We start from the raw sequence: 20184 nt of genomic DNA on the forward strand, positions 1-20184 counted from the left end.
ACAAAAAAACCAGACAGTTAAACCTGTCTGGTTTGATTCACTTAGTTATGTTGAAACGTTTTCTTGACGAATTCAACCACTTCTTCTGTGGTGCTAAGTGATAAGATATGCTCTTTAAATGATGCAGCTTCTTCCTTAGAAAGCTTGCTTAGCTGTGTTCTTGCTGGAAGAATGGATGTTGCACTCATTGAGAATTCATCTAATCCTAATCCAAGTAGAAGTGGGATTGCGATTTCATCTCCTGCCATCTCACCGCACATGCCAACCCATTTACCTTCTTTATGCGCTGCTTCAATAACAAGCGTAATAAGACGTAAAATGGCTGGGTTGTATGGCTGATAAAGATAAGACACTCGTTCGTTCATTCGATCAGCAGCCATTGTGTATTGAATCAAATCATTTGTTCCAATACTAAAGAAATCCACTTCTTTTGCAAATTGGTCTGCTATGACAGCTGTTGATGGAATTTCCACCATTATACCGATTTCAATGGAATCAGATACGTCTGTACCAGCGGCAACCAACGCTTCTTTTTCTTCAAGTAAAATGGCTTTTGCTTCTCTAAATTCAGGTAACGTCGCGATCATAGGGAACATGATTTTCAAGTTTCCATATGTACTTGCACGAAGTAAGGCGCGTAGTTGTGTTCTGAAAATCTCCTGCTCTTCTAAGCAAAGGCGGATCGCTCTAAAGCCAAGGAACGGGTTCATTTCTTTTGGAAGCTGCAAGTAAGGGAGTTCTTTATCGCCACCAATATCAAGTGTGCGGACAACAACTGCTTTACCTTCCATCTTCTCTAACACTGTTTTATAAGCATTGAACTGTTCTTCTTCTGTTGGAAGCTGATCTCTGCCCATGTATAAAAACTCTGTACGGTACAATCCGACTGCTTCGCCGCCATTTTCAAGTACACCTTTTACATCTTCAGGTGTTCCGATGTTTGCAGCTAACTCTACGTGAACGCCGTCTTTTGTGACTGTTGGTTGGTCAACAAGTTTCGCCCATTCCGCTTTTTGAGCTAAGAAGTCTTCATGCTTTTTTTGATACGCTTTCACTTCATCTTCAGAAGGCTGAATGATGACGTCTCCAGTAATACCATCAACAATGATGAGATCATCGTTTTTCACCGTTTTTGTTGCTTCTTTTGTTCCAACAACTGCTGGAATCTCCATTGATCTTGCCATGATAGCTGAGTGAGAAGTACGACCACCGATATCTGTCGCAAAACCTTTGACGAATTGTCTGTTTAGCTGAGCAGTATCAGAAGGTGTTAAATCTTCTGCAATGATAATGACTTCTTCAGAAATCATACTTGGGTTTGGAATATCAACGCCTAGCAAATGTCCAGTAACACGTTTTGTTACGTCGCGAATATCCGCTGCACGTTCCTTCATGTATTCATTGTCCATTGCTTCGAACATCGTGACAAACATTGTTGCTGTTTCTTTTAAAGCAAATTCAGCATTTACTTTATCAGATTTGATTTTATCCATCACTGGGTTTAGCAGCTCCGGATCACTTAACACAAGAAGGTGCGCAGAAAAGATATCTGCTTTGTCTTGGCCAAGCTCTTTTAGCGCATGTTCTTTTATTGCTTCAAGTTCTTGTTTTGAAACATGAATTGCTTCTTCAAAACGTTTCACTTCTGTCTCTGGATCGTTGATGTCTTTTTGGTGAACTGTTAAATCTGGTTCTTCGAGACGATATGCTTTTGCAATCGCAACGCCTGCTGAAGCACCGATTCCTTTCAGTTGTTGCATTACTCGCCTAGGCCTTCACTTTTCATTGTGTCTTTTAGCGCAGCAAGTGCATCATTTTCATCAGAACCAGAAGCAGAGATCGTGATCGTAGCACCTTTCGCGATTCCTAGAGACATTACACCCATAATAGATTTAAGGTTCACTGTTTTACCATTATATTCTAAGTTGATATCAGCATCATATTTACTAGCAGTTTGTACAAGAACTGTTGCAGGACGTGCGTGAATTCCAGAATCTGCAGTTACTTTGAATGTTTGTTGAGCCATTTTTATCAATCTCCTTTTTATACAATTAATACATCCACAATATTATATCATACTGCCGAGCTTGTCATCTAACAAGAACGGCAGTTATGAAAATTATTTTGAAATTTTCATGATGTTTTCTTGACCAGCCTTGATTTCACCGGATTCTTGAAGGTCAATAAATTGTCCTTCACCTAAGTTTGTAAATACAATTGGTGTCATCAAAGATGGTACTTCTGACTTAATTTTATCAATATCAACCTCTAAGAGTTTTTGACCGATTTCTACTTGATCTCCCTCTTTTACAAATGCTTCAAATCCTTCTCCTTTGAGGCTGACCGTATCAATACCGAAGTGGATCAAAATTTCAAGTCCACCATCAGATTGCAGGCCAATTGCGTGTTTCGTTGGGAAAACATTTAAGATTCTCCCTTTCACCGGCGAAATCACCGTTCCATCTTTTGGCAAGATGGCGAAACCGTCACCCATCATTTTCCCTGAGAATACTTGATCTGGTACATCTGTAATCGGATGAAGCTCCCCTGTAATTGGTGAAGCAAAGATTTCTTCCCCTTGCTCGTTTTGAAGCGGTTTTGCAATGACTTCTTCGACCTGCTGGCTGACTTCTTCTTTTGCAGAAGGGTCTTTAGCTGGACGTGGCGTACGGCCTGCAATGATGTCTTGCATTTGTGTTTTTAAATTATCAGAGCGCGGGCCAAAGATTGCCTGGATGTTGTTCCCTACTTCGAGGACACCTGATGCGCCAAGCTTTTTCAAGCGGTCTTTGTCCACTTTCTTCTGATCATTTACTGTGACACGCAAACGCGTAATACAAGCATCTAGGTGTTTAATGTTTTCTTGGTCACCCATCGCTTCAAGGATTTCATACGGCAAGTCATCAGCTTTTCCAGCCTTAGCCCCGCTTGCACCATCTGCTGCTTCATCCTCGCGACCTGGCGTTTTCAGATTAAATTTGCGAATTGCGAATCTAAATCCGAAGTAATAAATGACAGCAAGTACGAGACCTACTGGAATCACAAGCCACCAAGCCGTTCTGTTTGGCAAAATACCGAATAAGAAGAAGTCGATCAACCCTCCTGAGAAGGTCATGCCGATTTTCACGTTTAGAATATCCATTATCATAAAGGATAATCCAGCAAATACACAGTGAATTGCAAATAATAATGGGGCAACGAACAAGAATGAGAATTCAAGCGGTTCTGTAATCCCTGTTAAGAAAGAAGTAAGTGCCGCTGAACCCATAATTCCAGCTACAAGCTTTTTATTCTTAGGTTTTGCTTCATGGTAAATCGCAAGTGCTGCGGCTGGAAGTCCAAACATCATGAAAGGATATTTCCCTGTCATGAATGTTCCGGCTGTCAGCTGAACACCATCTTTGATTTGTGCCATGAAGATACGCTGGTCACCACGGACAAGCTCTCCTGATAAGCTCTTATAGCTAAAGAACTCATACCAGAATGGAGAGTAGAAAATGTGGTGCAGACCAAACGGAATAAGTGAGCGTTCAATCACACCGAATACGAAGGCAGCAAGCGGCTCATTCGCTGCAAGCAGTCCTGTTGAAAACGAGTTCAGTGCACCTTGGATTGGCGGCCAAATAACTAGCATCAAAAGCCCTAAAATAAGTGCTGAAATGGATGTAACGATTGGAACAAAACGTTTACCAGCAAAGAAACCGAGATATTGCGGGAGCTCAATTTTGTAAAATTTATTATACATATAAGCTGCTAATACCCCAACAATGATCCCGCCAAAAACGCCGGTAGACAAGGTCGGAATGCCGAGCATATTAATATACGCTGGATGGCTTTCCTTAAAGAACTGGGCCAGTTTGATAGAATCTGACGGAATCGATCCATTGGCCATTAATACGGCACTCATCGTAACGTTCATGACAAGATAACCGATGATCGCGGCAATTCCTGCCACTCCGTCCCCATTGGCAAGACCGATGGCAACCCCTACAGCAAATAAGAGCGGAAGATTAGAGAAGACAATGTTCCCTGCATTTTCCATAACACTTGCCACAAGCTGAATTGTATCATTGCTTAAAAATTGAGCTACATCAATCAGCTGAGGATTTTGCATCGCATTTCCAAGTGCTAGTAAAATACCAGCAGCAGGAAGGATCGCAACTGGAAGCATAAGTGCTCGTCCAATTTTTTGCAATACCCCAAAAAGTGATTTAAACACTGGTTGAACCTCCTTTTGTTTTCGCTTACAACATACATTTCAATCGCCCTCTGACGTACATTTCATAATTAACCGTTTACATTTCACTTTCAAACACAAAAAAAGGCATGGTGATATAAGGTTACGCAAATAACAGGATCTTATCCTGTATTTACCTTAAGTCACTCATGCCTGATCGAATCAGTTACACGTTTCAAGGAAACTATGAAATTTTATTAGTCAATCTGTACAGGTGAAGTGTCAGGTAGACAGCTTCTGCATCATGTACAGGCTTTTTCAATGCATGTTGCAAAATTTTGATCATTTTCCAAGCAGTATTGTAGCATAAAGGATATTCATTTTTCAATAGATGAAGCAACTTTTCTGGTTCCTCTAATGATTCTTCCCGTTTAATACGCTCAATCGAAAACGTTATATGGCGCAATAAGCGTAAATAATGAATACTTTCTCTATCTACTTTCATATGAAATGAATCTTCTATGACCTGGACCATTTGCGTGATGAGCTGCGAATGACGGTTCACCTCAGATAAGGGCCGATTCGTTAAAGCCGAATGAATATGGAGCGCAATAAAACCAATCTCTCCTTCTGGCAGCTTTGTTTCAACATCTGGCCGCTCGTTAATCAGTTCAACGACTTCCTTTGCGACCTCGTATTCTTTCGGGTACAGCGATTGTGTCTCAAGCATAAAAGGATTGGTAATATCATAACCTTGCTGCACCCGCTTAAAACTAAAGGCAATATGGTCGGTCAGTGCGATATGAATGTGCTCATTCAAGCGATGACCCATTTTTTCTCGTATATGATAAATGACGTCATTGGCAAGCTCGATCATGTTCTCATCAATGTGATGAAGCAGCTGTTTATATTCTGTTTGTTCCTTCGTGTTTTTTAACACAAACATCTTTTCAAATGCCGCTTGATCGAGAACATCACCCGATTTTTTTCCAAAGCCGATCCCTTTTCCAATCAGAACCACTTCGCCCAAAGAAGGGTGTCTTGCGATGATGACATTATTATTTAACGCTTTATCAACGGTGAAGGATTCCATGAACATCCCCACCTCCTTCTTATTCAATCCCTCTTATCGTACAAAACAGATGAAACGTGCGTCAACGATTGTTTTGCAAAACAGTGGTTGCTCGCTCAATGAGGCGAAATGGCAGCACTCTTTTTTCTGGTGCTTCTCCCTTTAACGCCCGGTCGTACAAGTCAAATGCTTCCTGCCCCATTTGTTTGAGTGGAATTTCAATGCTGGAAATCCCTAGAGCCTCACTCAATTGTTCATTTTGAAAGCTGAGTATGGCTGGTGATTCCCCTACTTTTATATGGTGACGCTGCGCTTCTAATAAAAAACCTGCTGACACGTTGTCATTTGTGATCAGTAATGCCGTGGGACGATTTTTCATCCCCTGCCATTCTGTAAATAATTGCTTTCCATCAAAAAGTGTTAACTTCCCTTCGATGATCCATTCCTCATCAATGTCCTGCCCAAGCGATTGCATCATATCTTGATAAGCTTGAAGGCGTGTTTGGCTATTCGCTCCCTCTGTTCTGGCAAGAACGATCGCAATTCGCTCGTGCCCGCATGCTGCTAAATGATGAAGCCCTTCTTTCAACGCTTGATCATGTGCAATCGACACCGCTGAACAGTCATCATGTGGAGTAGGATGACAAAAAATAATGGGGCCAGATTCCTGCCACTTTAAAATGTCTCGATCACTTAACGCATTTGAGCAAAAGATTAAACCGTCCACACGTCGCTCCTTCAAACTCATCAAAGCTTCTTTTTCCTTTAATGGATCATATCCCGTTTGAAACAAGGCAAAGTGCATGCCGCACGCCTGGGCTTTCTCAGCAATGCCTGTGACAAGTCCGCTGAAATAGGAGTGATCAATCGTTGGAAGTACGATTCCAAACATATTAGAGTAGCCCTTTGCTAAATGCACAGCCTGAATGTTTCTCGTATATTTGAGCTCTTTCATCGCATTCAGTACACGTTCTCGTTTTTCTTCTTTCACATAAGGATGATGATTCAACACACGTGATACAGTTGTTACAGATACGCCCGCTCTTTTCGCAATCTCCCTTATGTTTGGCATTTTTTCTCCTACTTTCTCTTGATATGGTAAGCGTTTCATACTTTAAGATGTATGTGAGCTGAACAAATCACTGGATGGAAAGGGGAATTCAAGATGGGTATTATCATATGGATTATATTATGTATGACTGTTTTGTTTTCTGCTCGCTTCGCACTACATCCTTTAGGAAAAGAACATAAAATCAAACCGTTTGAATCAATTGATGATTTTTTTGTTGATAAGGATCGAAAAGAGTGACAAAAAATCACGATGACACTTCCAATAATTGGACGTTCATCGTGATTTTTTTCATTACTTGATGATCGTCAGCTCTTTTGGATAATTGGTTAAGGTGACTGGACCATCTGCTGTAATCAGAACATCATCTTCAATTCTAACTCCGCCGACTTTTGGGACATAAATACCCGGCTCGATCGTATACACCATGCCTTCTTTCAGAAGGTCGTCATTTGCTTGACTCATGGAAGGAAACTCATGAACTGAAACCCCTAATCCATGTCCAAGGCGGTGAGGGAAATATTCACCATATCCCGCTTCTGCGATCAGCCCTCTTGCCTTCAAGTCAAGGTCACCGATTCTCACGCCTGGCTGGCTCATTTCAAGTGCTGCCATTTCTGCTTTTAAGACGGTTTGATAGATGTCCTTTTGCTTTTCAGATGCTTCTTGGTAGATGAATGTTCTTGTAATATCTGAACAATATCCATCCACAATCACACCAAGGTCAAATAACACAAAATCGCCTTTTTTTAAGGCTGCCTGCCCTGGATTGCCGTGAGGCTCGCCTGATTTTTCTCCAAAGAGAACCATTGTTGAAAAGGACATGCCTTGGATGCCTTGTTTCTTTAGTTCATATTCAATGACAGCGAGTACTTCTGTTTCTGTGACACCTTCTTTTAAGGCGTTGACCCCAATTTTCACACCTTCATCAGCCAATTGAGCGGCTTTTTTCAGTGTAGCAATCTCTGTCTCGTCCTTAATCAGTCTTAGCTGGTTCAACTCCTCTTCTGCCCGGACGAATGTTTCTGCCCCGGTGACAGCTTGCAGCTGCTCTGCTCTTTGAAGCGGAATCGACTCTTTTTCAATCGCAAGACGAGTCGCTCGTACACCTCGTTTTTCTATTGCGGTTTTAATAAAATCAAATGGGTTTTCGTGGTCTTCGTATCCAATGATATCGCCCGACCACCCAGCATTTTCCGCCTGCTTGACTTCCATTTTAGGCAAAATAAAAAATGGATCTGCCTCTTGAAACACAAACAGCCCCATCACTCTTTCATGCGGTTCTGTGAAGTATCCAGATAGATAAAACACATTCTCCTTTGTATGTATAAATGCACCTTGAATGTCTTTTTTCTTTAGCCAAGAAGACAAGCTCTTCATTCGGTTCATCGTGATCCTCCTCACACGTTTTACTACTGATCTATTGTATCAGTTTTTGCTATATTTCGCACAAAAGCGCACTGGCATGAAGCCAAGTGCGCTTAGTTGATTTGGTTAAGATGCACGGAGCAGACGCAGTCCATTTAAAATGACCAAAATCGTACTTCCTTCATGCCCAATGACGCCAAAAGGCAAATCAAGAACTTGTAAGAAATTCGCACAAATTAACAGACAAATCACAGTTAACGAGAAAATGATGTTTTGCTTAATGATTCTATTCATCTTTCTTGAAAGGCGAATCATCTTTGTTAGGTTATTTAAATTGTTCTTCATTAAGATGAGATCCGCTGTTTCTAAGGCAACGTCTGTGCCACCGCCCATCGCAACGCCAACATCTGCTGTGGCGAGTGCAGGTGCATCATTGATCCCGTCTCCTACCATAATGATTGAATCACCTTGTTTTTTTAATTTATTGACTTCGTTTACCTTTTCATCTGGAAGGCATTCAGCAACAACGGTTTGGATGCCGGCTTCCTCCGCAATGGCTTCAGCTGTTTTTTGCTGGTCCCCTGTCAGCATGACCGTTTGAATGCCTAAATCATTCAGCTCTTGAATTATCTTTTTGGCTTCTGGTCTGATTTGATCCTTAAGACCAAGGCACCCGACGACTTCTTGATCCTTTTGAACATATACCACTGTATACCCTTGTGATGAAAGATCGTCACCAATCTCTTCAATCTCGCGGTCCATTGAAGCCTTGCCGGCAAAGTCTTTCTTCCCAATACGCCACGTTTCTCCATTTAATTGTGCTTTTACACCAAAACCAGAGGTTTCTTCAATGGTGACATGTGCAGATCGTTCCGCTTGATGCTCTTTAGCCATATCAGAAATTGCTTTAGCTAATGGGTGGTTTGATTGACTTTCGATTTGATAGAGCGCCTGATAAAAAGCAGGTGCATCTTGGCCATTGGCCATCACAACCTTTTCTACAGCTGGCTTCCCGCTTGTAATCGTCCCCGTTTTATCAAAAGCAATCATGGTGCTTGTGCCTAATTTTTCTAAAAAGACGCTTCCTTTTACAAGCATTCCGTTTCTTGCGCCGTTTGAGATAAGTGAAAGAGCGGCTGGCATAATGGATGCAACAAGCGCACACGGTGAAGCAACCACCATAAACACCATCGCCCGATAAAAGGTTTCACTCATGCTCCAGCCAAGCACAAAATGAGGCAGGAACATTAAAATAGCGACGGTGATTAACACACCTTTTACATATGCACCTTCAAATTTTTCAATGAATGCTTGGCTTGGCGAAACACTTTCTTGAGCGGATTCAACAAGCTTAATAATCTTATGAAAAAGCGTCTCTTCATTATATTTCGTTACTTCTACTGTTAATGAACCATTTAAGTTCACTGTTCCTGCAAACACGTCTTCCCCTTGCCCTTTTTCCTGAGGAACCGATTCACCAGTCAGTGCAGATTCGTCCACACTTGTTCTCCCGCTTAGGATCACACCATCTGCCGCAATACGCTCTCCAGCTTTGATCATAATACGGTCACCCGGTGTTAATGATGAAGCAGCGATTTGAATGGTTGTGCCATCGTCTTCAATTAAAGTCGCTTCATTTGGTGCGATACTCATTAAAGCTGTTAAATCTTTCTTGCTTTTATTTGACGTATACGTTTCAAGCGCACCACTCAATGAAAAAATAAAAATTAAGATAGCGCCCTCTGCCCAATATCCAATAATAGCTGACCCTATCGCTGCAAAAATCATTAAAAGTTCTACATTCAGTGTCTTAGACGAAATCGTTTCTTCGATCCCTTCTTTCGCCTTTGCAAAACCTCCAATAACAAAAGCAAGGATGAAAAGAGGGATACTCCACATGCTTTCATCCTTTAGAACCCACCCAATCAAGATGAGAATTCCCGAGATGCCTGCTGCTATTAATTCTCCGTGCTGTGCCCATTTGTGAAAGGACCATTTCGATTCCTTTTGTTTTGTCGTTTGATAAAGTGCTGTATTCTCATTCATGATTGTTTTCTCCTCTCTAATTGATAATGATTTTCACATCATCAATCGTTACCCGTTCCGTTTTCCATCTATATTTTCTGCTATTTCAAGCTCTTTATTGGTCTGTAATTCATTATAACAGGTTCTGATCAATTTTCAATTAATAATTATTATAATTTCTTTTTGATAATAATTATCATTATTGATGTAGATCATTCCATCCTCTTCTGAGCACAGTTTATTCAAATAAAAAGCAATTGAACACTAAAAAAGAACCAAAGGAATGACCCTTGGTTCTTCATAGAAAGCATTTGTTTTACGAATTCGTCCACTCTTTGATTTGTTTTTTCGTCAGTGGACCTACATGGTTTTTCACCACTTCTCCTTTTTCATTAATTAAAAAGGTGGTCGGGATCGTGATGATTTGATATTTCTTCATCATTTCTCCGTGCTCATCAAGAACGATCGGGAACGTAAACTTTCTGTCTTTCACAAATTGGGCGACAGCGTTTTTACTTTGTTCAGCACCTAGTAAATTAACGGTCAGAATATCAACATCACTTTGATTTTCTTTCACGATCTGCTCAAAGGCCGGCAGCTCCATTTTGCAGGACGGACACCATGTTGTCCAAAAATGCAGGATCGTTCGTTTCCCTTTCGGCGGAACGATTTGCGTTTCACCAGTTAATGTAGGAACCTCTATCCTCGGCGCCATAACAGGTTCTTTCGCTTCTGCCTCTATGTTCATCAGAAATAGAAGAAGGGTCATGATCAGAAGACTGGCGGGTAGATATTTACGTTTCATCAAGATCTTCCTTCCCAGTTTTCTTATAGCTTGCCCTCTCGATGAAGATGACATTCAAGCTTTTTTCATTCTAAGAAACACCGAAACGCCAAGCTCCTTACAAATGGTTGCATAATGCAGCGCAGTCAGCAGCAGCATGCCCGTGTTCATTCCTAATATAACGCCCATCATGTTCAGGCTTTCAATTGACCCAAGGAAATACACCATAGAAAATGAGACGACATGCACCCAAATATTATGTAGGAACACATCTTTAATCAGCCCCATACCGATTAAACACGCTTGAAATGGCATCACAAACAGATGGCATAAAAAGTACGGCCAGAGAAGCTGCAGATAGACGGCAGCTTGTGGTGAGTCAAAAAAGAGTTGCGTGAGCGGATAAGCGAAATAATACATCACCATCACTGCCGGCACCCCATACCCAAACGTAATGAGAATCGCTTGCCTGACACGTTTTTTCACGAGATCATATTGCCCTAAAGCATAGGCTTCAGATACATTCGGAATCATCACAATCATGATCGAATGGGCGATAAACGCCGGGAAAAAACCAATCGACATCGCTACACCAGCAAGCATGCCGTAATGATCAACAGCCAGTGTTCCAGAGATGCCTGCTGCCACGAGAGCTCCTTTGATTAAAAAGGGTTCAACGGCATTGGCGATGGCATGAAAGATGCGCATGCCAGTTGTCGGAATCGAGACAGCCAACAAGCGCTTTCTTACGTCAATCCCTCTTAGTTCTACAGACCTCACATTCACAGCATTTTTCGCCATGACGTATTGGGAGTATAAATAAATAAAGACAACAAGATCACTCGCAACAATGACCCCAATGGCGATGAGCACCGCTGTTTCAATATCAAAGGAATACCAATGGAAAAATAAAAACAAGCAGATGAGTTGGATCGTTTTTTTCAGCATATTGGCTAGGGCGATTCTGCCCATTTGCTGCTTCCCCATAAAATAACCGCGTGCAATGGAGGTAAACGCAATAATCGGAATAAGAGATAGCACTAAGCCTTTCATGAGCGGATGGTACGAATGAAACACAGGAATGAAAGGCAGTACAATCGCTGCTGCTCCTGTGGTTGTACATGTCACCACAAGCGTCATTTTAAAGGCATGGCGGAGCATACTTTTGTGAAGCCGCTCATGCGATTCTGCAATGAATTTAGAAATGGAGACTGGAAGCTCTAAGCTAGCGATCACAAGTACAAGCATGATGATTGGAAGGATACTCATATATAGACCCATTCCATGTTCTCCAAGCTCTCTCGCTAAAATCATATTGACTAAGAACTCTATACACTCCGCAATGAAAGCTGCAACAGATAGCAGAATGACCCCTTTTACAAATCGATTCATGTAGCCTCCCCTTGTCTAAAAGCAAATTCTTTTCCCATTCTATGAGACAAGTCCTGAAAATATTTTGATAATTGAAGACAAAAAAAAGGCGACCTGTTGGTCGCTGCTTTTCTTTAGACGGCAAATACATGACGTCCGATCCGTTCTACAATTTTACGGGAACGAATCCAGTTATCTGTCGCCGTTTTCGGATTATAAAAATAAATGGCCTTTGTCGTTCTGTCATGTTCTTTCACAACTTGCTTCACAGCCTTCACAGAATCTTGATCTGCCTTATCATTAATACTTCCATTCGATACTGGCTGGAAGGCATTTCGCTGATAAATAACCGCTCTGACGCTGTCAGGAAAAGAGCCATGCTCTACCCTATTTAAGACAACGCTTGCCACAGCTTTTTTCCCTGCGTAAGATTCACCTTTCGCTTCAGCATGTACCAATCGAGAGAGCAAGTCCATTTCTTCATTAGAATAACGCGTTTGTTTTTTTGAGCTTGCCTCTTTCGTCGTTTCAGACTTCACTTGTTTCTTTTGCTTCGGTTTTGAAGACTGTTTTTCTGTTGACGTACTTAGCATTTTGACTTTTGGCTGACGCTTCTCCTCTGAAAATGCTGGGATGACTTGATCGTGATCATCTTGATCTATATATGAAAACTGATGCTTAACAGGTGCTTGTGAAAGTTCGTGACTTAATGTGCCTTGCTGCTCTTGTATATTGTCCATCTTCATTGCTGCTACCAGCATAAGGATGACAAAAAGAGCTGTGTGAATTTTGATCATTCGCCTCATTCCTCCTTTAATCAAAGTAGGCCGTAAGATACTTGTCCACTCTAACAAGAGCTTCTTTTATTTTCACGCACAAAGATTTGCATGCCTGTCCAAATTCCGTCATAAAATGGCATGTCCTAGTTGGAATGCACATGAACTGGAATTGTTAGCGCTTAAAAAGGTCCCTTTTCCGCCTATAATCATCCTTATGCTCCTAATTATGGGTTATTACATTTTCTTTTCATATGTATCAAGCTGGTTTGAAGTATGACAAAAGAACCAAAATAAAAAAGCTTTCTCTCATTAGTGAGAAAAAGCTTTAGCTTCTTGCTTCTTTAAGATATTCAAAAATAACATCTCCACGATGTTTGGCAATTCCGCGAAAATATTTAAAATCATCTTGCTTTACCAAAATAGAACGAAAAGTTAAAAAATCATCTTTTTGAATGGTCACTTGCTTCTCCGTCCCATTCCGTAATGATTCGAGTATTGTGAGGATTTGTTCTTCAGTCAAAAAAACCGCTCCTTTTCTGCCATGATCAAATATTAAATATATCATTCGTTTGAGGAGCGTACAACGAAAACGAAACAAAAACGTCTTTATCCTTTACATTAGTATGAAAATATTGCAAAATACTTTTTAATAGGGAATGAAATCTGTTTTTAAAGGAGAGGGATCGGTTGAAGATTGCAAAAATTGGAAATGTGATCGAATTTAGAAATGGTTTAACAGGTGTAGTTGAAAAAGTGAATGAAAACTCTGTCATTGTGGATGTCACCATCATGGACAACTATAGAGATTTAGAACTGGATTCACTAACAGTCGTTAATCATAAAAACTATAAAATCATCAAAGACTCCGCACATTAATTTGCAATCCTCAATTCAGACTATCATTACATAAATATATACGAAGCAAAGCTGTCAGAGAGCTTTGCTCTCTTTTGAAAATCACATATGAAAAAGACTGACACCTTTTGAAGGGAGGTCAGTCTTTTTGCGTATGAAAGGTCTGTATTTCTGCCTTGGTCTTGTACATCTCTACTTCCTCAGGTGTTATAACGCCTTTATCAATTAAAAGCGCAATCACTCCAAGCAATGTGGAAGCACTCCATTTATATCGTTCTTTGTTTTGGTGTTCAAGCATCTGAAGCTCTTCTCTTAGCTCCAACAGCAGCTTCTCTGTTTTCTCTTCTTTGTTTTCCAACACAAACGCCTCCGTTTTCCACTCATTGCCCCTATTTTATCTCAAAGCAAACGTGATAAGCAAAAAAAGCACGATCTACCTTTACAAACATACGTTCTGTCATGTATAATAATTTTACGAGCTGGTAGCCCCCAGCCGTCCTAGCGAGTTCTATTCCTATTGGTATGAGAAGAGTGACATGACTCTTCTCTTTTTTTGGTTTTAGCCTTATATTTCCGCCTTGATTCCATAAAAAAAGACATGTCATCCGGCATGTCTTTTCCTATTATTAGCGATTATCAATCGTTTCTGGATACATATCATGATTCATCATACGATACGATGCCATTTCTTCATACTTTGTTCCAGGTTTTCCGTAGTTTGTATACGGGTCAATTGAGATGCCGCCTCTTGGTGTGAATTTGCCCCATACTTCAATATACCTTGGGTCCATCAATTCAATGAGGTCGTTCATGATAATATTCATACAATCCTCATGGAAGTCACCGTGGTTACGGAAGCTGAACAAATATAATTTTAACGATTTACTCTCGACCATGATTTCATTTGGAATATAGCTGATATAAATCGTCGCAAAATCTGGCTGCCCTGTTTGCGGACAAAGTGATGTAAACTCTGGGCAATTGAATTTTACGAAATAATCTCTATTTGGATGTTTATTCGGGAACGTTTCAAGCACTTGTGGTGCATATTCAAACAAATAATTGGTCCCTTGGTTTCCTAATAAAGTGACACCTTCTAATTCTTCTGGTTTTCTTGTCGTCATGTCGTCTCTTCCTTTCTATACGCCTCGTTTATTTCCCCACAATAATGTGTGCAGCTGCGGCAGCACTCTTACGCGGTTTAAATCTGAATCCTGCGCGACTTGATCTACAAGCGCTTCATATTTCTTTAATAAATGCGTCAATAAGTACGCATCATCACCTGTCGTCGTGTCATCATTTCCTACCTGTAAATAAAAAGGAAGCTCTGGGTATTTCGCATGAACATCCTTCGCATAGGCTAAATCACGATCATCAAAGATCACGACCTTCAGGCTTGCATGTTGCAATCTGTTTCCATTTTTCAATTCATCTATAATGCGTGTCAGTTTTGTAAAATCTGTTTTCATATTCGAGCTTGGCGGCTTTGGAGAAATGGTTAAATCATCAATTTTTAAAAACCAATCCTGATACATCGTTCCTTGTGTTTCAAGCGCAGTATCGATACCTTCTTCATGCAGCAAATCAATGAGTGATTCCATTTGCTTTAAAAGCGCAGGATTCCCTCCTGAAATGGTGACATGAGAAAAAGCCTGTCCGCCTATTCTTTTCAGCTCTTGGACAATGTCCTCTGCCTGAAGCCACTGAATGTCATGCTTTGCTGAGCCATCCCATGTAAAGGAGGAATCACACCAGCTACAAGAATAGTCACAGCCAGCCGTTCTGACAAACATTGTTTTTTGTCCAATGACCATTCCTTCTCCTTGAATGGTTGGACCAAATATTTCTAATACGGGAATCGCTTTAGCCATTGATCTCAACTCGTTTCGGACGGTAGATGCAGTAGCTTGTTGGAGTCTCTCTAACAAAGACCTGAACACATGTCGGTTTGTTCGCTAAAGTCGATAAATACGCTGCGACTTTGTCATGTACGGTCTTTGCCACAACCTCAGTGGTTGGCATCGCGTATGGATCGTTTGATGAGAATTCCTCATGATCATTAAGCAGCGTGTGATCGTACTGACCATGAATAAGCTTCTTCAATGTACTGAAATTGACAAGGAAACCCGATTCATCTAGGTCGTCTCCCGCAATCGTGATATTAATGGTATACGTATGACCATGTACACGGCTGCAGGCGCCTGCATCTTCTCGCGGGATAAAATGGGCAGCCGATACATGCATATCTTTGTTCAATTCAAACGAAAATGGATGATCCGTTTGTGGATAGATTTGAGAAAGCATTTATTTCGCCTCCTTCATTTCCATATAAGTGTCATAGCCGTTTTTCCGAAGCTTACATGCAGGACATTCACCGCAGCCATCAGAAATGATGCCATTATAGCAAGTGAGCGTTTCATTTTTCACAAAGTCTAGCGCATCCAGCTCATCGGCCAGCTTCCATGTTTCTGCTTTATTCAGCCACATCAGTGGTGTATGGATGACAAATGGTTTTTCCATCGCCAGATTCACTGTGACGTTGCAAGATTTCACAAACTCATCTCGGCAATCTGGATAGCCGCTAAAGTCTGTCTCACAAACACCTGTGATAATATGTCTTGCTCCGATTTGATACGCAAGAATAGAGGCAAAGGATAAGAAGACTAAGTTTCTCCCTGGAACAAATGTGGAAGGCAGTTCTCCTTCTTTTTCCACAATATCAATGTCATCTCTTGTTAAAGCGTTTGGTGCCAGCTGATTCAAAAGAGACATATCTAATAGATGATTCTTCACACCTAATTTGTCAGCGATTCTTTTGGCTACATCAATTTCTTCTTGATGGCGCTGATTATAATGAAAGGTCACTGTTTCTACCTCTTCAAATTGTTGAAGTGCCCATAATAAACAAGTCGTACTGTCCTGTCCCCCGCTAAAGACAACAACTGCTTTTTCATTTTTCATTTCCTGTTCTCCTCCTTTTGCAGATGAGTACAACCGTACAAAGCTGCATCTGAAAGGCTCATGAAAACCCCTATTTTCTCAAAAGAAAAGACACCTTCACATGTATATGAGGTGTCCTAGCCATAAAAAATAAAAAATGCCACATCCAAGGATACGGCAAGTCCTTAGTTTTTTATAGAGGGTTTTGCTAGAACCTCTCCCGTTTTCACGGATTTTTGTTCAATTTTCACAGAGCATAGTGTACCACATATTTTTCATGCAGGCTATCCCTTCTTTATCTATTTAGCGATTTAGGCACTTTTTTCAGACAAAGAAAGAGGATAAAAAAAATACTGACATAACCGAAAATAGGGTAAACCGTTGAAATCAGTGTACCGTATCCAATTTTACTGATCACATAACAGCATACGAGGATAAGAGATATCGTATAGATGCTTTTCAGTCGGATATACACCCTCACCTGTCTTTCCAGCCCATATAAATTGCCTATGACGGATGTAAAGACTTCACCGAAAATCACGAATAAATAAATGAGATGAATGGAGTTTGCTACTTGATACACCACTTGGGCCATTGGAATATCATACGCCTCGAGCATATCTAATGAAGAAAGAGATAAAAAGCAAGCAAGCAAAATGAGTGTAAGCATGACGCCCCCAAGAACCGCTCCCTTTTTAATCACAGCTTCTGATGTCATTTCATTTGCGACCGGCACTAACACAGCTTGAGATAGCGCTAAATTAAAGGCACCATATGAGACAGCAGACAACATCCATTCGCCCTCTCCCATTTGCAGCGCAAGAACGTGACTTGCACTGCTGCTAAAAACAAATGAATCAAGAAACACGATCAATGAAAAGAAAATAAGCATCGGGACAACGAGTACGTTGACACCGAATAATCCTTTTGATCCTTTAAAAAGCACAATGATGCTCAGAATGATCGTCAATAAAATGCCATATTCCTTTGATATACCAAGCTGCTCCTCAAAAATAGCACCTGCGCCAGAAATCATCACTGAGGTGACACCAAGTAAAATAAAAAACATGACGACATTAATATATCGACTCGCAGCTGCTCCAAATAAAAAACGATTCATATCTTGATAAGACTCTGCTTGAATTCGCTTAGAAATAAGCATCATTTTTGCGCCAAGGAAAGTAAAAATAGCACCGCTAATCAGGATTCCCAGTAATCCAATCCAACCAAAACGAACAAAAAATTCTACAATTTCTTTTCCTGTCGCAAACCCAGCTCCAACCACAGTTCCTACATATACAAAGGCAAGCTGAAAAGCGGATTCATTTGAACGTTTCATGTGACCCCTCCGCACCCATCACTTTCGTTTGTCTCTTTTTTATCCTATGAGACAAATTCCTTGAAAAGAAGGACAAACCATGATTAAATGCAAAAAAGGATTTTTCATCCGCCTTTGAGCAAAACAGTTGAAAGTCAAAATAGGTCAGATTATACTATAGTCAAAGATGGTCAAACAATAGACCATTTTATTTAACATTCATTGATCAAATAAAGTCAAACTTTATTTTAAGGAGGTCATGGCAAATGCGTTGTCAACATTGTCAAGTAAATGAAGCAACTATTCGCCTGAATATGCAAGTGAATTCGGCCCGCAGCCAAATGGTTTTATGTGAAGACTGCTACACCTCTTTGATGGAGCAGTCAAAAATGAAAATGGGACCTCAATTGTTCGGAGGAAGTTCATTCTTCTCCGAGTCAACAGGACATGCCCCAAGTGGGGAACAGCCTAAACAAAAAGGCTTACTCGATGAGCTTGGCCGGAACTTATCTGATGGCGCAAATGCTGGTTTGATTGATCCAGTCATTGGCCGTGATGAAGAAGTCACAAGAGTCATTGAGATTTTAAATAGAAGAAATAAAAACAACCCTGTTCTGATTGGTGAACCAGGCGTTGGTAAAACAGCGATCGCCGAAGGACTTGCACTAAAAATTGCGAGTGGCGATGTACCAAATAAATTAAAGAACAAACAAATCTATTTATTAGATGTCTCCTCACTTGTGGCGAACACAGGTGTACGTGGTCAATTTGAGGAACGAATGAAGCAGTTAATCAAAGAATTGCAAAATCGTAAAAATATTATCCTATTTGTTGATGAAATCCATCTTCTTGTAGGGGCAGGGTCTGCCGAAGGGTCAATGGATGCTGGAAACATCTTAAAACCAGCCCTTGCACGAGGCGAGCTTCAGCTAGTAGGTGCGACCACATTAAAAGAGTATCGCCAAATTGAAAAAGACGCCGCACTTGAACGCCGCTTCCAGCCCGTCATCGTAGACGAGCCAACACAGGATGAAGCGATCGACATCTTAAAAGGCATTCAAGATAAGTATGAAGCCTATCATGGTGTCACCTATTCTGATGAAGCCATTAAAGCGTGCGTTCAATTATCTTCACGGTATATTCAAGACCGTCACTTGCCGGATAAAGCCATTGATTTAATGGACGAAGCTGGTTCAAAAGCGAATCTTTCTCTTGATGTAGCAAGTGAAGATGAATTAACAAACCGTCTTGCACAAATCGCTGCTGAAAAACAAGCTGCTTTAAAAGAAGAACAATATGAAAAAGCAGCGAAGCTTCGAGATGAAGAAGAAGCGATTGAAGCAAGACTTAAGCACAAAACAGATCACAAAGAACATGTCGTCACAGCAGAGGATATCGAGGGCATTGTGGAACAAAAAACAGGCATCCCTGTCGGCAAACTGCAAGCAGACGAACAAACAAAAATGAAAGAAATTGACGTTCGTTTAAAAGCACGAGTGATTGGTCAAGAACATGCCGTAGAAAAAGTGGCGAAAGCCGTGAAAAGAAGCAGAGCTGGCTTAAAATCGAAACATAGACCGACTGGCTCCTTCCTTTTCGTTGGACCAACAGGTGTCGGGAAAACCGAATTGTCTAAAACGTTAGCCGAAGAATTATTTGGCTCAAAAGATGCGATCATTCGTTTAGATATGAGTGAGTATATGGAGAAACACTCCGTGTCCAAAATCATCGGATCTCCTCCTGGTTACGTTGGACATGATGAAGCTGGTCAGCTTACTGAAAAGGTTCGCAGAAAGCCATATAGCATCATTTTGCTGGATGAAATCGAAAAAGCACATCCTGATGTCCAGCACATGTTCCTTCAAATCATGGAAGATGGCCGGTTAACAGACAGCCAAGGCAGAACCGTCAGCTTTAAAGACACGGTCATCATTATGACAAGTAACGCAGGCAGCACAGATAAAACGGTCAAAGTCGGCTTCCAGTCTGATCAGGAAGAAGCAATTGAGGAACAATCACTGATTGATTCACTCAGCGCCTATTTCAAACCAGAATTCTTGAATCGTTTTGACAGCATCATTCAATTTGACTCATTAGACAAAGACGACCTAGTGAAGATTGTTGATCTTCTGCTGAATGAACTGTCAGAACAGCTAAAAGAGCAAAATTTAACGGTCCACGTCACAAACGAAGCGAAAGAAAAAATCGCAGCGCTTGGATATCATCCTGCATTCGGTGCTCGTCCATTACGAAGAACCATTCAAGAGCACGTCGAGGATCAAATGACAGAGATTTTGCTTGAAGAAGAACATCTTTCTGGATTTACCGTCGATGTTGAACATGACGAAATCGTTGTGAAAAAGGGATAAGTACATCCTAAGGAGGATGAACAGATCCATCATGTGATGGTGGCTAAGTTCCAACTG

Annotated in this window: 20 protein-coding genes and 1 riboswitch; of the genes, 3 read left to right on the plus strand and 17 right to left on the minus strand. The window is 40.9% G+C overall.

Annotation, left to right across the window (positions count from 1 at the left end; translation table 11 throughout):
- Window positions 1–41: 41 nt before the first annotated feature.
- From ptsP to C6W18_RS11195, 5 genes are all read right to left on the minus strand, one after another.
- Complete coding sequence (gene ptsP, locus C6W18_RS11175; RefSeq protein WP_034324912.1) at window positions 42–1760, minus strand: phosphoenolpyruvate--protein phosphotransferase; 1719 nt, start codon at window positions 1758–1760, stop codon at window positions 42–44.
- The gene (locus C6W18_RS11180) at window positions 1760–2026 is read right to left on the minus strand and encodes a phosphocarrier protein HPr (protein WP_003211078.1); all 267 of its coding nucleotides are present in this window, start codon (window positions 2024–2026) and stop codon (window positions 1760–1762) included. Before C6W18_RS11180 ends, ptsP begins: the two co-directional genes overlap by 1 nt.
- Window positions 2027–2119: 93 nt before the next feature.
- Entirely contained in the window at window positions 2120–4219 is a 2100-nt protein-coding gene (ptsG, locus tag C6W18_RS11185) for a glucose-specific PTS transporter subunit IIBC (protein WP_105927593.1), read from the minus strand.
- Window positions 4220–4421: 202 nt separating this feature from the next.
- A complete protein-coding gene (gene glcT / locus C6W18_RS11190) occupies window positions 4422–5276 on the minus strand; it encodes a glucose PTS transporter transcription antiterminator GlcT (RefSeq protein ID WP_034324915.1) in 855 nt (284 codons plus the stop codon).
- 55 nt (window positions 5277–5331) lie between these two features.
- Window positions 5332–6321, minus strand: coding sequence for a LacI family DNA-binding transcriptional regulator (locus tag C6W18_RS11195; RefSeq protein ID WP_105927594.1), 990 nt, complete (start codon window positions 6319–6321; stop codon window positions 5332–5334).
- A 93-nt stretch (window positions 6322–6414) separates the two neighbouring features.
- On the opposite strand from C6W18_RS11195, the gene C6W18_RS20060 reads away from it, so the two are divergent.
- Window positions 6415–6558 (plus strand): hypothetical protein, encoded by a 144-nt coding sequence (locus C6W18_RS20060; protein ID WP_162839370.1) that lies wholly within the window; start codon window positions 6415–6417, stop codon window positions 6556–6558.
- 54 nt (window positions 6559–6612) lie between these two features.
- Here C6W18_RS20060 and C6W18_RS11200 read toward each other — a convergent pair whose 3' ends face one another.
- From C6W18_RS11200 to C6W18_RS11225, 6 genes are all read right to left on the minus strand, one after another.
- On the minus strand, window positions 6613–7707 hold the full coding sequence (locus C6W18_RS11200; RefSeq protein WP_105927595.1) for a M24 family metallopeptidase: 1095 nt from the start codon (window positions 7705–7707) through the stop codon (window positions 6613–6615).
- Window positions 7708–7812: 105 nt separating this feature from the next.
- On the minus strand, window positions 7813–9732 hold the full coding sequence (locus C6W18_RS11205) for a heavy metal translocating P-type ATPase (RefSeq protein WP_105927596.1): 1920 nt from the start codon (window positions 9730–9732) through the stop codon (window positions 7813–7815).
- A 295-nt stretch (window positions 9733–10027) separates the two neighbouring features.
- Window positions 10028–10516 (minus strand): endospore biogenesis thiol-disulfide oxidoreductase StoA, encoded by a 489-nt coding sequence (gene stoA / locus C6W18_RS11210; protein WP_105927597.1) that lies wholly within the window; start codon window positions 10514–10516, stop codon window positions 10028–10030.
- A gap of 54 nt (window positions 10517–10570) precedes the next feature.
- Window positions 10571–11887, minus strand: coding sequence for a polysaccharide biosynthesis protein (locus C6W18_RS11215; protein ID WP_105927598.1), 1317 nt, complete (start codon window positions 11885–11887; stop codon window positions 10571–10573).
- 113 nt (window positions 11888–12000) lie between these two features.
- Window positions 12001–12663, minus strand: coding sequence for a cell wall hydrolase (locus C6W18_RS11220; RefSeq protein WP_034324927.1), 663 nt, complete (start codon window positions 12661–12663; stop codon window positions 12001–12003).
- Window positions 12664–12970: 307 nt separating this feature from the next.
- Entirely contained in the window at window positions 12971–13165 is a 195-nt protein-coding gene (locus tag C6W18_RS11225; protein ID WP_034324929.1) for a hypothetical protein, read from the minus strand.
- A 167-nt stretch (window positions 13166–13332) separates the two neighbouring features.
- On the opposite strand from C6W18_RS11225, the gene C6W18_RS11230 reads away from it, so the two are divergent.
- Window positions 13333–13521, plus strand: a complete 189-nt coding sequence (locus C6W18_RS11230; protein ID WP_034324932.1) for a YkvS family protein — start codon at window positions 13333–13335, stop codon at window positions 13519–13521.
- A gap of 118 nt (window positions 13522–13639) precedes the next feature.
- On the opposite strand, the gene C6W18_RS11235 is transcribed toward C6W18_RS11230, so the two are convergent.
- The 6 genes from C6W18_RS11235 to C6W18_RS11265 all read right to left on the minus strand — a co-directional run bounded on the left by C6W18_RS11235 (window position 13640) and on the right by C6W18_RS11265 (window position 17779).
- Entirely contained in the window at window positions 13640–13858 is a 219-nt protein-coding gene (locus tag C6W18_RS11235) for a hypothetical protein (RefSeq protein ID WP_105927599.1), read from the minus strand.
- Window positions 13859–14126: 268 nt separating this feature from the next.
- Complete coding sequence (gene queF / locus C6W18_RS11245) at window positions 14127–14624, minus strand: preQ(1) synthase (RefSeq protein ID WP_034324938.1); 498 nt, start codon at window positions 14622–14624, stop codon at window positions 14127–14129.
- A gap of 15 nt (window positions 14625–14639) precedes the next feature.
- A complete protein-coding gene (gene queE / locus C6W18_RS11250; RefSeq protein ID WP_034324941.1) occupies window positions 14640–15371 on the minus strand; it encodes a 7-carboxy-7-deazaguanine synthase QueE in 732 nt (243 codons plus the stop codon).
- Window positions 15364–15804, minus strand: a complete 441-nt coding sequence (queD, locus tag C6W18_RS11255) for a 6-carboxytetrahydropterin synthase QueD (protein ID WP_034324942.1) — start codon at window positions 15802–15804, stop codon at window positions 15364–15366. Before queD ends, queE begins: the two co-directional genes overlap by 8 nt.
- Window positions 15805–16461: a 7-cyano-7-deazaguanine synthase QueC gene (gene queC, locus C6W18_RS11260; protein ID WP_034324944.1), complete on the minus strand. Its 657-nt coding sequence runs from the start codon at window positions 16459–16461 to the stop codon at window positions 15805–15807.
- Between the two features lie 158 nt (window positions 16462–16619).
- Window positions 16620–16664, minus strand: a riboswitch (PreQ1 riboswitch).
- Between the two features lie 71 nt (window positions 16665–16735).
- Window positions 16736–17779 carry a YkvI family membrane protein gene (locus C6W18_RS11265; protein WP_105927601.1) on the minus strand — a complete coding sequence of 348 codons (1044 nt, stop codon included), beginning with the start codon at window positions 17777–17779 and terminating at the stop codon, window positions 16736–16738.
- A 245-nt stretch (window positions 17780–18024) separates the two neighbouring features.
- Here C6W18_RS11265 and C6W18_RS11270 point away from each other — a divergent pair, with 245 nt between their 5' ends.
- On the plus strand, window positions 18025–20127 hold the full coding sequence (locus C6W18_RS11270) for an ATP-dependent Clp protease ATP-binding subunit (RefSeq protein WP_105927602.1): 2103 nt from the start codon (window positions 18025–18027) through the stop codon (window positions 20125–20127).
- Window positions 20128–20184: the final 57 nt, after the last annotated feature.

Origin of the sequence: Bacillus sp. LLTC93 (assembly GCF_002993125.1) — a bacterium.
GTDB lineage: Bacteria > Bacillota > Bacilli > Bacillales > Bacillaceae > Bacillus > Bacillus zhangzhouensis.